This is a genomic window from Geodermatophilus sp. URMC 60, assembly GCF_053502585.1.
Genome location: NZ_CP199958.1, coordinates 3689137 through 3703526 on the forward strand (window position 1 = coordinate 3689137; position 14390 = coordinate 3703526).

The 14390-nt window shown below is 73.9% G+C and carries 14 protein-coding genes; 5 read left to right on the forward strand and 9 right to left on the reverse strand.

Going from position 1 to position 14390, the window contains the following annotated elements; translation table 11 throughout:
• Nucleotides 1–12 precede the first annotated feature (12 nt).
• Entirely contained in the window at nucleotides 13–201 is a 189-nt protein-coding gene (locus ACWIX3_RS17515) for a hypothetical protein (RefSeq protein ID WP_448608614.1), read from the forward strand.
• 111 nt (nucleotides 202–312) lie between these two features.
• Complete coding sequence (locus ACWIX3_RS17520; protein WP_448608615.1) at nucleotides 313–1035, forward strand: type 1 glutamine amidotransferase domain-containing protein; 723 nt, start codon at nucleotides 313–315, stop codon at nucleotides 1033–1035.
• Between the two features lie 102 nt (nucleotides 1036–1137).
• Here ACWIX3_RS17520 and ACWIX3_RS17525 read toward each other — a convergent pair whose 3' ends face one another.
• The 7 genes from ACWIX3_RS17525 to ACWIX3_RS17555 form a co-directional block, all read right to left on the reverse strand.
• On the reverse strand, nucleotides 1138–1662 hold the full coding sequence (locus ACWIX3_RS17525) for a hypothetical protein (RefSeq protein WP_448608616.1): 525 nt from the start codon (nucleotides 1660–1662) through the stop codon (nucleotides 1138–1140).
• 224 nt (nucleotides 1663–1886) lie between these two features.
• On the reverse strand, nucleotides 1887–2990 hold the full coding sequence (locus ACWIX3_RS17530; RefSeq protein WP_448608617.1) for an NAD(P)-dependent alcohol dehydrogenase: 1104 nt from the start codon (nucleotides 2988–2990) through the stop codon (nucleotides 1887–1889).
• A gap of 474 nt (nucleotides 2991–3464) precedes the next feature.
• Nucleotides 3465–4352 carry a vWA domain-containing protein gene (locus ACWIX3_RS17535; RefSeq protein WP_448608618.1) on the reverse strand — a complete coding sequence of 296 codons (888 nt, stop codon included), beginning with the start codon at nucleotides 4350–4352 and terminating at the stop codon, nucleotides 3465–3467.
• A gap of 102 nt (nucleotides 4353–4454) precedes the next feature.
• The gene (locus tag ACWIX3_RS17540) at nucleotides 4455–5510 is read right to left on the reverse strand and encodes an AAA family ATPase (RefSeq protein WP_448608619.1); all 1056 of its coding nucleotides are present in this window, start codon (nucleotides 5508–5510) and stop codon (nucleotides 4455–4457) included.
• Between the two features lie 55 nt (nucleotides 5511–5565).
• Complete coding sequence (locus tag ACWIX3_RS17545; protein WP_448608620.1) at nucleotides 5566–6417, reverse strand: mycofactocin-coupled SDR family oxidoreductase; 852 nt, start codon at nucleotides 6415–6417, stop codon at nucleotides 5566–5568.
• Nucleotides 6418–6790: 373 nt separating this feature from the next.
• Nucleotides 6791–7540 (reverse strand): alpha/beta fold hydrolase, encoded by a 750-nt coding sequence (locus ACWIX3_RS17550; RefSeq protein ID WP_448608621.1) that lies wholly within the window; start codon nucleotides 7538–7540, stop codon nucleotides 6791–6793.
• Between the two features lie 76 nt (nucleotides 7541–7616).
• On the reverse strand, nucleotides 7617–7970 hold the full coding sequence (locus tag ACWIX3_RS17555) for a nuclear transport factor 2 family protein (RefSeq protein WP_448608622.1): 354 nt from the start codon (nucleotides 7968–7970) through the stop codon (nucleotides 7617–7619).
• Nucleotides 7971–8048: 78 nt separating this feature from the next.
• Between ACWIX3_RS17555 and ACWIX3_RS17560 the strand changes: the two genes are divergently transcribed.
• Entirely contained in the window at nucleotides 8049–8846 is a 798-nt protein-coding gene (locus ACWIX3_RS17560) for a MerR family transcriptional regulator (RefSeq protein WP_448608623.1), read from the forward strand.
• 258 nt (nucleotides 8847–9104) lie between these two features.
• Here the strand turns inward: ACWIX3_RS17560 and serA are convergent, their stop codons facing one another.
• Nucleotides 9105–10331 (reverse strand): phosphoglycerate dehydrogenase, encoded by a 1227-nt coding sequence (gene serA / locus ACWIX3_RS17565; protein ID WP_448608624.1) that lies wholly within the window; start codon nucleotides 10329–10331, stop codon nucleotides 9105–9107.
• A gap of 263 nt (nucleotides 10332–10594) precedes the next feature.
• Here serA and ACWIX3_RS17570 point away from each other — a divergent pair, with 263 nt between their 5' ends.
• Together ACWIX3_RS17570 and ACWIX3_RS17575 are read left to right on the forward strand one after the other, a co-directional pair.
• Entirely contained in the window at nucleotides 10595–11989 is a 1395-nt protein-coding gene (locus ACWIX3_RS17570; RefSeq protein WP_448608625.1) for a cytochrome P450, read from the forward strand.
• A 120-nt stretch (nucleotides 11990–12109) separates the two neighbouring features.
• Complete coding sequence (locus ACWIX3_RS17575; protein WP_448608626.1) at nucleotides 12110–13375, forward strand: D-arabinono-1,4-lactone oxidase; 1266 nt, start codon at nucleotides 12110–12112, stop codon at nucleotides 13373–13375.
• Nucleotides 13376–13435: 60 nt separating this feature from the next.
• On the opposite strand, the gene ACWIX3_RS17580 is transcribed toward ACWIX3_RS17575, so the two are convergent.
• Nucleotides 13436–14317, reverse strand: coding sequence for a DUF4231 domain-containing protein (locus ACWIX3_RS17580; RefSeq protein ID WP_448608627.1), 882 nt, complete (start codon nucleotides 14315–14317; stop codon nucleotides 13436–13438).
• Nucleotides 14318–14390 lie beyond the last annotated feature (73 nt).

A 14390-nucleotide genomic window follows, 5' to 3' on the forward strand; every position in this document is an offset into this window, starting at 1 on the left:
CCGGAGCGGCAGTTGCTGCGCCGAGCCGCCCAGCCGGTGGTGCCGACCGTCGAACGGCTGCTGGGTCTCGACGCGCAGGACCCCGAGCTGTCGTACCTGGCGCTGTGGAGCCGGCTCCGCCCGTTCTCCCCGGTCGACCAGCAGGTCACGCCCCGGTTCGCCCTGCAACGTGTCGGGCGGTCGGGTGTGGGTAGGCGCTGACCGCTGGGCAGCCGGCCCGGTGCGAGCGGCTCGTGGCGCCGGGGCCGCGGCTTCCACCGCCCGGGGGCGTTCCGCCGTCCCTGCGGCGCCATCGCGCGGCAGGAGGACGACATGCCCACCGGACGCCGGCTGAAGGGCCGCAGGATCGCCGCCCTGGCGGCCGACGGTTTCGAGCAGGTCGAGCTGGTCGTCCCGCTGCGAGCCCTGAAGCGTGCCGGCGCGAGGGTCGACGTGGTGTCCCTCCGCCGCGGACGCATCCGCGGGGTGAACCTGCACCTCCCCGCCAGGCGGGTCGGCGTGGACGAGGAGATCAGCAGAGCCGATCCGGCCGACTACGACGGCCTGCTGCTACCCGGCGGGTTCATCAATCCCGACCTGCTCCGGCAGTCCGCCCAGGCACGGGCATTCGTTCGCGCGTTCGTCGAGAACGACAGACCCGTCGTCACCCTGTGCCACGGACCGTGGGTCCTCGCCTCCGCGGGTCTGCTCGATGGACGCACCCTCACCTCCTGGCCAGGGATCCGGGACGACCTGGTGAACGCCGGTGCCACCTGGCTCGATCAGGAGATCGTCCGGGACGGGAACCTCACCACGAGCAGAGGGCCCCAGGACATGGCGGCCTTCGTCCCCGCGATGCTCGACGCCTTCGCCCAGACCTCGCCGGAGCCGACGCCGGCGCCGGGGCGCGCGTCCGATGCGCAGCGGAACACGCCTCCGGACGTGGCGGTCGCCGCGCTGCGATGGTCGCCGAGGCCATCGGTCATCGCAGCGGTGGGCATCGGCTTGGTCGCTGCCGCCGGGCGAGCTCGGCGTGGCCCGGCTGCGCCGAGCTAGCGGAACTCGAGCCGCAGACCGTCCGGGACGTCGCCGCCGCCGTGGCCTGACCGGTCATGGCCGGCGGCAGGTCGGTTCCACCATGCCGCCGGCCATGAGGTCTCAGCGCAGCGGGATCAGGTCCCGAGCGCTGCCGCTGACCGTGAGGGCGAGGCGCCGGCCGACCCGCAGTCCCTGGTCGGCGAGGGAGTACGTCGCCTCGATGAGGTCCTCGGGCCGCACCAGTGCCGCCGGGACGATGCTGCGGACGATCGTGGTGACGCTGCGGACGACGCCGGCGACAGCGTCCTCGCTGCTGCGTGCGGCGTCGGCCAGCTGACGCCGCGCCTGCTCCTGCTGCTCGTCGAGCAGCTGCTCCAGGAGGTCGGACCGGGCGGCGGAGAGCATCCTCCCGACGCGTGCCTCGTCGCCGCCGTCCGAGCCGTTCTCCACGACCCGGCGTGCGACGTGCTGGCGAGCTTCCCGTGCCAGGTCCTGCTGAGCACGCGCCAGGTCGTCGAGCTCAGCCGGTGACGAAGGAGCCTGGGTGGTGCCGTTGGGGTTCTCGGCGCGTTCCTGCCGGCTGTGTCGGCGGTCCTCGGCGGCCGAGGTCTGCGCGGTGGACTCGTCGGTGGTGGGGCTGCTCATCGGTGTCCTCCGGGGTGGTCCGTGTGTGGACCGCCCCAGCGTCCGTTCGGCAGGTGAACCGAATGCGGGGTCGTGGTGCCGGGCACGCGAGCTGCCACCGAACATCTGCCGACGGAACATCCCGCGGTCGGTGACCGCGGGGCTTCTGCTCGTACGGGGCCCGAGCCGCATCTCCGGACCCGGCGATGGCCCCACCGACCGCCCGCCTGCCGAGGAGGCAGGTGTCAGTGGGGCATGGTCAGGATGGGTTTGACGACCGCGCCGCTGTAGGAGGCCTCGACGGCGTCCTCGATACGGTCCAGCGGGAAGTACTGCACCAGCTGGTCGAACGGGAACCGCCCTTGGGCGTGCAGGTCCATCAGCGCGGCGATCAGCTGCTGGCCGTGGCCGCTGCCGCCGAGGGTGCCGCGGATGGTCTTGCCCCAGAGCGTGGTCAGGTGGTCGGCGCTGAACTCGGCGCCCGCAGGAGCGCCGCCGATGAGCAGGGCTGTCCCGAGCATGCCCACCGAGTCGATCGCCTGCCGGATGACCGAGGTGTTGCCGGTGCAATCCAGCGACGCGTCGGCGGGACCACCGCAGATGTCGTTGACCGCCTGCACCGGGTCGGTGTCGGTCGCGTCGACGGTGTGCGTGGCGCCCAGCCCCTCGGCCAGCCGCAGTCTGGCGGCGTACCGGTCGACCGCGATGATCGTCGTCGCCGCGGAGCTGCGGGCTGCCATCACCGCGGCCAGGCCGACGGTGCCGGCGCCGTAGACGACGATCGAGCTGCCCGGCTCTGGTCGCAGCGTGTTGAACACCGCGCCCGCGCCGGTGGCCAGCCCGCAGGCCAGCGGGCCCAACAGCTCCACGGCCAGCCCGGCGGGGACCGGAACCAGCGAGGAGGCCGTGGTCATGGCGTAGGTGCCGAACGACGACTGCCCGAAGAAGTGGCTGGCCAGCGGGGAACCGTCGGTGCGGCGCAGCGCCGACGGCCCCCCGAGGCGGTGCCCCCCGCCGACCAGCTCCGCCATGCGCAGGCAGTAGCGCGGCTCGCCGGCCTGGCAGTTGCGGCAGGTTCCGCACCACGGCCAGCCGAGGACGACGTCCTGTCCTTCGCGGACCCCGGTGACCCCTTCTCCCACCGCCACCACCGTGCCGGCGCCCTCGTGGCCGAGCACGCCGGGCAGCGGGAAGGGCAGGTCGCCGTCGCGGGCGATGCCGTCGGTGTGGCAGAACCCGGTGGCGGCCACCCTGACCAGCACGTCTCCGGGGCCCGGCTCGTCGAGCTCGACCTCTCGGACGACGAAGGGGCCGTGCAGCTCGTCGACGACGGCGGCAGTGATCCTCATGCGGGCCCTTCCTCGGGGATCCGGGCTCCGGGTCTCGGGAGCCAGTGCCTCTCGACGGCGACCCTAGGAGCATTCCCTGGTCGCCGCTGGTCGCGACCTCCTGGTAGCCGGCGCGCCGGGCCGGGACGCCGTCGATGTGCGGCATGACGACCGCGGTCCCCCGGGACGCCGGCGGCCGTGTAGCCGGGCGACGCCTGCGGCGGCGGCGTCGTCCTGCGGGCCGCACGTGCGTCAGCGGACGGGTGGGAGCCGTGTGCGTGTGCAGCGAGTCCCCCTCGGACACCGGGTCGAACCACCACGGCCCCTGCGCCGGGGAGCTCCGATCCGTGGTGCCGGGACCTCCGTCGGTCCGTCCGAGCACTGTCTCGGCGAGCCGGCCAGTCCGACTTGCAGGCACCCGCTCAGCAGGCGTGCGGGCGCCGGCCGGGGTGGCAGGCGCGGGACAGCTCTCCGATGGCCGCTCCGGCACGGGCCTCATCCGGAGAACACCGATGTCAGGGCCGGTGCCACGTCCCGGTGACCGCGCACCAGCCGGAATCGACCCCGCCCGAGACGCGCGAGGTCGCGGCCGAGCTCGACGTCGTCCTCGCCGGAGACGTCGAGCAGGACGTCGAGTCGTGGCAACCTGGCGGCCGCCGGACGGGGATCCGGGCCGGCGTTGTGCACACAGTCCGACAGCAGGAGCACCCGGGCGTCCCGAGGGGGCACCCCGACGAGCTGCCGACCGGCGACCTGCAGAGCGAACGCCACGTTGGTCAGGCCGCGGGCCGGGATGCGCAGCAGGAGGTCCAGCACCCGCCGTGGCGGCACCGGCTCGCCCAGGCGGACGAGCAGCGCGGCGTCGGACCAGAAGGCGACGACGGCGAGCCGGTCGCGGTGCAGCTCGCCGGCGAGCGCACCCACCGTCGCCGCCGCCGTCCGCACCCGCTCCCCCCTCATCGACCCCGACACGTCGACGACCAGGACCACTGAGCGACGGGTCCGCTCCCGCTCCCGGACGACGATGTCGTCGTCCGCCGGCGTCGGCGTGCTGGCCAGTACGTCGAGCGTCCGGTCGAGGTCGATGTCGTCGGAGCCTGCCCGGTAGGGCACGCTCTCCAGCTCGCCGAGTCCGCGCCGGGCCCGGGTGTCCCGTCGGGGCCGCGGCACAGCCAGCCGGGCGGCGATGGCCCTGGCCCGCTGCCGCACCAGCCGCTCGTCTGCCGAGGTCAGCTCCAGGTCGGCCAACGGGATCACCGCGGCGGGCTCGCCGGACTCCCCCGCCGCCGTGCTGCCGCCGGCCCGCGCCGCCGGTCCTCGCCGGCTCCGGTCGCCGGTCGTGAGCACCAACCCGCCCCCACCCCCGGGCGCGGGCGCGAACACGGAGGGCTCCGTGACGAGCTGCTTGGGCTTGCGTCGCAACGGCCCGAGAGGGTGCCGTCCGGACCTCCGTCGCCGCAGCGGTGACGCGGCGGCAACCGACCTTCAACCGGGCTCGGCGGCCGCCGGGCGGAGCAGGAAGTGGTCCTCGCACACTTGCCGGATCACGTCTTCGGGGGACTCCTCGATCGTCTCGTCGAGGTGGATCCGGCCGGAGAGCGCCATCAGCGCGGCGTCCAGCACCAGTTGCGTGTAGGCCTCGGGTAGCCCGCGCCGCGGCTCGACGGCGGGCTCGTCGGGGACGTCGACCCCGCGGATGGCGGCCAACTGGGCTGCGATCAGGACCAGGTCGATGGCGCCTCGCACACTGCTGCCCTGCTGCACGTCCTCCCGGTCGCGCGTGGCGCGAACGAGCGCGACGGCGTCGGCGACCAGCCGCGGCGAGTCGGTGCCGGTGCGCCGGACGACGATCCCGCGCTCGGCGGCCGCGTCCTGGTAGGTGATGGCCAACCGACACAGCCGGTCGTGCACCGATGACGACAGCCGGGTCGTGCCGATGTTGTCGTACGGGTTCATCGACGCGACCACCCGGAAGGTGGGCGCTGCATCGACCGTCCCCACCCGCGGCACGGCGATCCGCCGCTCGGCCATCGCGGTCAGCATCGTATTCAGGGTGTCCTCCGGGGCCCGGTTGAACTCCTCCACGTAGAGGAACCCCCCGGTACGCATCGCCTCCACGAGCGGTCCCGGCACGAAGTTCTCCTCCGAGTAGTCCTCGCGCAGCACCCGCGCCGGGTTGTGGTGCCCCACCAGCCGGGAGGGGGTGAGGTCGGCGTTGCCCTCGACGAAGAGCAGCGGGATCCCCCACTCAGCCGTGATCGCGCGCAGCAGGGTGGACTTCGACGTCCCCGGCGGTCCCTCCAGAAGCACGTCGCGCCCGGCAGCGACCGCGGCCAGCAGGAGATCCAGCTCTCGCTCCCGGCCGACCAGGTGGCCGGCGACCCGACCCCGTGCCTCGCGGACCGCACCTCCGTCGTCGCGGGTGACGCGGCCACCGCTGAGGGTGGGGTCGGCAGCCGTGCCGGGGATGCGTGCGGCGTCGGTGCTCAGCGTCTCCTCCCAGGAGAGCAGGGGGGTCCGGGATGTCGACCGCTCACCCACCCGGCGGCTCCCCGCCGAGCCGGTCGGCGGAGCCCTCGGGCGGGTTGCCCGAGCATCACGCCGAGTGCGGGATCTTGAACGGCTGCATGGCGCCGGCGTCGATCACCGTCGTCGTCCCGGTGACGTACCGGGCCTCGTCGGAGGCCAGGTAGAGGACGGCATTGCTGATGTCCACCGACTCCACCCAGGGGACCGGCATGGCGTTGAGCGCCTTCATGCCCTCGGTCGCCTGCTCGCGGGTGGCTCCCTGCACCCCGCCCAGGAACAGGCCCCAGATCGCCTCGTTGGCGATCATCGGGGTGTCGACGGTCGTGGGGTGGATGGAGTTGACCCGGATGTGGTGCGGGGCCAGTTCGACGGCCAGCGCGCGCATCAGGCCGGTGACGCCGTGCTTGGCCGCGGTGTAGTGCGCGAGGTTGGGGAACGCGATCAGGCCGGCGATGGAGCTGGTCAGGATGATGGAGCCGCCCTGGCCGCGCTCGACCATGGACGGCGCCGTCGCCTTCACCGTCTTCCAGACCCCGGTCAGGTTGATGTCGACGACGTCCTGCCACGTCTCCTCGGTCAGCTCGAGGGCCGGGGCGAAGCTGCCGATCCCGGCGTTGGCGCAGACGATGTCGATGTGCCCGAACTGGGACAGCCCCTCGTCGACCGCTGACTGCAGGGACGCCAGGTCGCGCACGTCGGCCTGCCGGGCCACGATGCGCCGGTCGAGCGCCTCGACCTCCTTCACCGTCTGATCCAGGTCGGCCTGGGTCGCCCCTTCGTAGGGCACGGTGTCGAAGCTGCGGCACACGTCCACGGCGATGATCTCGGCGCCCTCTTGCGCCAGGCGGACGGCATGGGAACGGCCCTGTCCCCGGGCGGCTCCGGTGATGAAGGCGACCTTGCCCTGGACACGCTCCACGGCCAGCTCCTCCGCTCGTTCGAGGCGCCGGGGATCCGGCCACGTCAATGTATGGCGTGGATCACACCGAGTGGCGAGGATGCACCGTGCCACCTGCCATGCGGGCGCGTCGTGCTTCTGGGGGAACGCCGAGCGGTGTCGTACCGCTCGTCCACTGCCGTCACCGTTCTCCCTCTCGGTCCGCGTGTGCGGGGACGGTGCCGATCCGCCCACTCCTGCCCTGCGGCACAACGCCGTCGCCGCCCCGCCTCCTCTGCTCGCGCGGTCGAGCGAGCTGGTCGGGCGGTGGGGGCGGCTCAGGGCGGTCGTGGTCCGGCCCCACCCCGCCGTCCGGAACGACGGGGTGGGGCTGGTGGTGTCGCCCTGCACCCGCTCAGCGGCTGGTCGCGCGAGCTGCCTCGTCGATCAGCCGGGCGACGGCGCCGGGCTGGGAGACGGTCACGGCGTGGGAGGCGTCGATCTCGACGGTGTGGGACTTCGCGCGCTCGGCCATGAAGCGCTGGGACTGGGCGGGCACGGCGAGGTCCTGGACCGTGACCAGGTTCCAGGACGGGATGGTCTTCCAGGCGGCCTGCGTGGCCTTCTCCTCCAGCGCGTCGGCGACGACGGGCCGCTGCGTGACGGCCATCAGCTCGGCGACCTCCTCCGGGACGTCCGCAGCGAAGACCTCCCGGAACTTCTCCTGCCGGATGTAGAGGTCGCTGACCGTCCCGCCGTCGGGGCCGGCGACGGGCACGGGACGCAGCGCCGGCCCGAGCTCGTTACCGGGGAACCTCCCGGCCAGCTCGCCGGTGCTCTCACCCTCCTCGAGGCAGAAGCTGGCGACGTACACGAGCGCTCTCACCTCGGGGTTCCCGACGGCGGCCTCGCCCATCACGGTCCCGCCGTACGAGTGGCCGGCGAGGACGATCGGGCCGTCGACGCTGTCGAGGACGCTGCGGAGGTACTCGGCATCGCTGTGCAGGCCGCGGAGCGGGTTGGCCGCCGCGATGGCCGGATAGCCGTCGCGCCGGAGCTGCTCGACCACCCCGTCCCAGCTCGAGGACTCGGCGAAGGCGCCGTGGACGAGCACCACCGTGGGCTTCGTCGCGTCGGTGAGGGGCACTGCGGTGCTGAGGGACATGGGTGACTTCCTCTCGAGCCGTGGGCGGCCGGACCGCCCGGTTCCACGCCGCAGCCCGGATGCTGCGGGCATCCGTTCAGGGGGCGATGACCAGCTCGGCGATGAGATCGCCGTCCATCGTGAAGCGGTGGTCCAGCTCGGCCACGCCGCCGGGGAAGTCGCCCCGCAGACGGTTGGCGGCCACCCACCGCGCGTCGTCGATGCGCTGCGCGCCGATGAGCTCGGTCGTGTAGGTGAACTCGGCTCCGGCGCCGGAGAGGAATCCGCGGATCTCGTCGGTCCGGCGGAAGGTCTGGCCCTGGTCGGTGACCACGGCAGTGGGGCCGAAGGCGCGGATGGCGGCGTCGACGTCGCGGGCCGCGTGTGCGGCGAGGAAGCCGCGGATCGTGGCCGGGAGCTCGCTGTGCTGGATGCTGGTCGGTGCGGTCATGCCCCGACGGTGCGGCCTCCCGCCGCGGGAGGGTCGAGCACCGGACCGTCCCCCGGGGAGAGGGTGCACAGTGCTCGCGTGCTGGCGATCGGCGAGTTCTCGCGGCTGACCCACCTGAGCGTGCGCACGCTGCGCCGCTACCACGACGCCGGCCTGCTCGAGCCCGCGACGGTGGACCCGGCGAGCGGCTACCGGTACTACAGCGCGGACCAGATCCCGACCGCCCAGGTCATCCACCGCCTGCGCGAACTCGACGTCCCGGTGTCCGACGTCCAGCGCATCCTGCGCTCCCCCGACCCGGGCACCCGTGCCGCACTGGTCGCCGACCACCTGCAACGGCTCGAGTCGCAGCTGGACCAGACCCGCGCCGCAGTGGCGTCACTGCGCCGGCTGCTGCAGCCGGCGCCGCCCCCGATGGACGTCGAGCTGCGCGCGGTACCGGCGACCACGGTCGCCGCGGTCGAGGACGACGTGGAGCACGACGACGTCATCGCCTGGTACGCCGGCGCCATGGCCGAGCTGGACGCCGTGGTCGACGAGCCGACCGGCGTCCCGGGAGGGCTGTACGACAACGCGCTGTTCGAGACCGGCCGCGGGCACGTGCTCCTCTACCGGCCGACGGCGGTACCCCCGCGCAGCGGCCGGGTGCGCGCGGTGACCCTGCCCGCCGTCGAGCTGGCCGTCACCACCCACGTCGGCGAGCACGACGACATCGACGTGACCTACGGCGCACTCGGCGCCTGGGTGGTGGCCAACGCGCTCGCGGTCGCCGGACCGGTGCGGGAGACCTACCTCGTCGGTCCCCGGGACACAGCCGACCCGGGAGCATGGCGCACCGAGATCGGCTGGCCCGTCTTCCGGGTCGCCCCGCGCTGAGCCGCACGAGAGGCCGTGCCTGGTGCCGGGCGTCCGGACACCATGGACGACGAGCTCGCGGGCGCGGTCCCTGAGGCGACGGGATCGGAGCGTTCCGGCGAACTGTTCGCCGCGGGGAGCCGGCTGGGCCGGCAGGACGTGCGCGACCTCGCCCGCGGCAGTCTGCGGGCCCCGTCCCCCTCGGCACCGCGACAGGCACGGGTACCCCGCGACGTTCGTCGTCCCGCGCTGGTCGACGGTCCCGTCCCCCCACGACGCTCAGGCGGACAGCACGTGGACCTGGATCGTCTCGGGCATGCCGCGCATCCGGTCGACCACGGCTGGGGCGAGCGGGCCGCGCACGTCGGTGACCACGTAGCCGACCGATCCGGAGGTGGCGAACACCTGCTGCTCGACGGCCAGGTCGCCGTCGGCGAGCAGGTCGTTCACCTGGGCCAGCGTGCCCGGCTGAGGGCGGTGCAGGAGCGCCAGGCGGGTGGTCCCGGCCGGGCGGGCCGGCTGGACCTCGGGCAGGTTGACGCTCAGCCCGGTGGCGCCGTGCTGCAGGTACCCGATCAGCTTGGTGGCGACGAACTCGCCGATGTCCTGCTGCGCCTCCTCGGTGGAGCCGCCGACGTGCGGCGTGAGGATGACGTTGGGCAGCCCGCGCAGGTCGGACTCGAACGGGTCACCTGCCGCGGCCGGCTCGTCCGGGAACACGTCGACGGCCGCGCCGGCCAGGTGACCGCTGTCGACGTGCCGGCGCAGAGCGGCGTGGTCGACGACGAAGCCCCGGGAGAGGTTGAGGAACAGCGCACCGGGCACCATGGCCGCGAACTGCTCCTCGCCGAACATGCCGCTGTTGCCGGGCCGGCCGTCGACGTGCAGCGACACCACGTCGGAGTCGGCGAGCAGCTCGTCGAGCGTCGCGCACCGGCGGGCGTTGCCGAGAGCGAGGCGATCCGCGGTGTCGAAGAAGGACACCCGCATGCCCAGCGCCTCGGCGAGCACCGAGAGCTGGCTGCCGATCTTGCCGTACCCGACGATGCCCAGCCGCCGCCCCCGCACCTCGTGGCTGCCCTTCGCCGACTTGCGCCAGATCCCGGTGTGCATGGCGTCGTCGTGCACGGTCAGCCGGCGGGTGAGCGCGATGATCTCGGCCACCGCGAGCTCGACCACGCTGCGGGTGTTGGAGAACGGGGCGTTGAACACCGCCACCCCGTGCGCGGTGGCCGCCTGCAGATCGATCTGGTTGGTCCCGATGCAGAACGCCCCGACCGCCTGCAGGTCGGGGGCCTGCGCGAGGACGTCAGCGGTCACCTGCGTGCCCGAGCGCAGTCCCAGCACCTGCACACCGTGCAGGCGTCGCACCAGCTCGTCGGGGTCCAGAGCCCGATCCACCCGTTCGACGGCGACGCCGCAGGCGGCCAGCAGGTCGGCCGCGATCGGGTGGACGCCCTCGACCAGCAGGGCCCGCACCGGACGCGGGGGAACCGGGATGGTCATGCGGGGCTCCTCGCCTCGGTTCGACTGCAGCAGGGAACACCTCGGCCCTGCGATTCCAGCTACTGAGAGGCGGACGGTCTGCGACGAGATACACGCACGAGGAACTCACCGGCACGACTCGGTGCCCCCGCGCGGCCGATCCACCCGGCACCGCGGTGACCTCGATCGGGGCCGTCGGCCCTGGAACCGGTGGGCTGCGTCCCCGAGGATGAGGCACGCCGGCCGCGGACGGGACCGGGCCGCGGAGGGGACGGACGAGGGCGATGGACGAACTGGCGCGCAGTGCGGTCCGCTGGGCCGCCACCCACGGAGCGATGCGGGTGGCGATCCGGGCACGCGCCCGCGCGGGCAACCCGGACGCCCGGGTCATGACCGATCCGGCCCTCCGCGCGGACCCGTACGCGCACTACGAACGGCTGCGGACGGCGGCCCCCTTCGCCGACGGGGCCCTGGCGCGCATCAGCGTGCACCACGACGTGTGCACCGACGTCCTGCGCAGCGAGGACTTCGGGCAGATCGGTGCCCACCGGACCGACCGGCTTCCGGCGGCGTTCCGGCTGGCGCTGCGGCTGGCCGGCGACCGGCCGGGGGTGAGCCCCATCGACCCGCCGTCGATGGTCGCCGTCGACCCGCCCGAGCACACCCGCTACCGCCGGCTGGTCAGCCGGGCCTTCAGCGCCCGCGCCGTCGCCGGGCTGCGCGAGCGCACCCGCCAGATCGCCGACGAGCTCCTCGACGACCTCGAGCGCGAGGCCGCGGCGCACGACGGGCAGGTGGACCTCGCCGCCCGCTACGCCAGCCTGCTGCCGGTCACGGTCATCTCCGAGATGCTGGGCGTCCCGGTGGCGATGCGCGAGCAGTTCCTCGCCTGGGGCGACCGCGCCGCGCCGGTCCTGGACCTGGGCCTGGACTGGGCCACCCACCGCGACGTCGAGCGCACCCTCGCCGAGCTCGACACCTGGTGGCGCGAGCACCTGCGTCGGCTGCGCCGGGATCCGGGCCCGGACCTGCTGTCCAGCCTGGTCACCATGGTCGACGACGACGGTGGCGGCCTCACCGAGACCGAGCTGCGGGCCACGGCCGCGCTGGTGGTCGGCGCCGGGTTCGAGACCACCGTCAACCTCATCGGCAACGGCGCCGCGCTGCTGCTCGCCCACCCCGACCAGCGCCGGCTGCTGGCCGAGGACCCGTCGCTGTGGCCGAACGCGGTCGACGAGGTCCTCCGCGTCGACCCGCCCGTGCAGCGGACCGGACGCCGGGCCAGGCGGCACACAACCGTCCACGGCGTCCCCGTCGCCGAGGGCGAGTGGCTGATCCTGCTGCTCGCCGCGGCCAACCGGGACCCTCGGGTGTTTCCCGACCCGCACGTCTTCGACGTCACCCGTCCCAACGCCCGCGACCACGTCGCGTTCTCCAGCGGCATCCACTTCTGCCTCGGCGCCGCGCTCGCGCGGATGGAGGGCGAGGTCGCGCTGCAGGCGCTGTTCGAGCGTTTCCCCGACCTCGGCCCCGCGGGTGCCGGGCGCCGCCGCGGCACGGTCATCCTGCGTGGCCACGAGTCCCTGCCCGTCGTCCTCAGGTCCACGACCCCGCAAGCAGGATCCGCGTCCGGTGCGAGCCGGCCCGACGAGGAGCCGGTCGCGACGAACTCCGCCTGACCCCGCGGCGGCGCGGTCACGGTCTCGTCTCCCGGGCGGAGCCGGGCCGGCCCCGTCCTCGGCACGCCGCCCCTCAGGCTGCGTGGGCCCTGCAGACCAGACCGTCTGTAGCGTCTCGCCGTGACCGCGGAGACCAACTGGGCCGGCAACCACACCTACCGGGCCGAGCGGCTGCACCGGCCGACGACCCTGGAGCAGGTGCAGGAGATCGTCGCCACCGCCCCGCGCATCCGCGTCCTGGGCTCGCGGCACTCCTTCACCGGCATCGCCGACTCGGCGGAACTCGTCTCGCTGGAGGCCGTGCACACCGCGGCGACCCCACTGGCGGGGATCGACGTCGATCTCGAGGCCGGCACCGTCTCGCTCGGAGGAGGGGTCAGGTACGGCGAGCTGGTGGAGGTCCTGCGCGACGCGGGGGCCGCCCTGCACAACCTCGCCTCACTCCCCCACATCTCCGTCGCGGGCGCCGTGGCGACGGCCACCCACGGCTCAGGCGTGCTGAACGGCAACCTCGCGACGGCCGTCGAAGCGATGGAGGTCGTGACCTCCGGCGGCGAGGTCGTCCGGGTGTCGAGAGGCGATGCGGACTTCGACGGGATGGTCGTCGGCCTGGGAGCGCTGGGTGTGGTCACCCGGCTCACGCTCGACATCGAGTCCGCGTTCGAGGTCGAGCAGCGGGTGTTCGAGGGGCTGGCGTGGGATGCGCTCGACGAGCACTTCGGCGAGATCACCGGCTGCGGCTACAGCGTCAGCCTGTTCACCCTCCTGGGCGACGACGTGGAGATGGTCTGGGTCAAGAGCCGCACGGATCAGGGCGCCGCCCCGGGCGGCGACCTCTTCGGCGCCGTCCCCGCGGTCGTGGACCGGAACCCGGTCATCGGCCTGGACCCGACCCCGTGCACCCCGCAGCTGGGCAGGCCCGGGCTGTGGTCGGACCGCCTACCGCACTTCCGGATGGGCTTCACCCCGAGCGCGGGCGACGAGCTCCAGTCGGAGTACCTGGTCCCCTCCGACTCCGCCGTCGCCGCGCTCCAGGCGGTGCGCTCCCTCGCCCGGCGGATCCGGCCGCTCCTGCTGGCGTGCGAGATCCGCACGGTCGCCGCAGACCGGCTGTGGATGAGCACCGCCTACGACCGGGCGAGCGTCGCCCTCCACTTCACCTGGAAGCCCGCTCCGGCCGCCGTGGAGGACGTGCTCGTCGACCTCGAGCGCGCCCTGTCGCCGTTCGCGGCGCGCCCGCACTGGGGGAAGGTCTTCCGGGCCGATGCCGCCGCGATCGCCCCGCTGTACGACCGGCACGCCGACTTCCTCAGCCTGGTGGAGCGGCTCGACCCGCGCGGCGCGTTCCGCAACGCCTGGCTGGAGGACCACCTCCTGACCAGCTGACCGCGGACGGTGCCCCTCGGGCACAACCTCATCCGGTGCTCCCCCGGATCGGGAGCTCGGTCAGGCGCGCGGGAAGAGCTCCAGCCAGCTGTCGTTCTGGGCGGCCAGTCGCGCCTCGACCTCCGCGACGAACCGCGCCTGCGTGGCACGGTCCGGTGACACGGGGAGCCGGGCCAGGAAGCGGTCGAGGACGTCGGCGGTCACGGCATAGCTGCCGGCGATGCGCTCGTGGTTCGTGGCCGCCCGGTGGGCGGCGAGCGTCGCGGCGACCGTCGCGGCCGCCCCCACCCAGCCGGCGAGACCCGAGGTCCCGGTCCCGGCGGCCACAGCTCCGAGGGCTGCCCCGACCAGCGACGCGGCCACCTCGGCGCGGCGGAGCAGGGCCGCGCGCCCGGCGTGCTCCCGGATCTTGCGCCGGTGCCACTCCGCCTGGCCCCTCGCCCGCTCGGCGCGGTACGCCTCGAAGCCGTCGATGTCCGGCAGCCCCTCCCCGTCGGGCTGCGCCAGGTGGAAGTCGGCGAGGCCGGACGGAGCCCTGGTCCCCCGCTCCTGCACACGGTCCACCTGCTCGTTGAGGACGACGTCGCGCGTTCGCCCGTCCTCGTAGGGTGCGACCCCCGCCAGGTAGCGGACGACCTCGGCCTTGAGCGTCTCGGACGCGGCACGCGCCGTCGGCCAGCGCCCGACCTCGGTCGCGTTCAGGTACCGCTGCTGCACCAGCCCGGCCACGGCCAACGCCAGGCTCGCCACCCCCGCCGCGGAACCGGTGACGGGCCGGGACCAGCCGGTCTGGCTGCCTGCGGCGCCGGCCACGGCCCCGACGACGAGGAGCACGAGGACGAGGAGCCTGCGGCGTTCGATGCGGCGCCGGGCCACGTCGGCCGCGACCGACCACCGGCGGTGCCGGTCCCACGCGTCGAGGACGGCTGCGGTGTGTCCCACGGCTCCTCCGCGGATCGCTCGGATCTCGTCCACGAGTCTCCTGAGGAGCCACCCCCCGGGGCAGATACGGGCT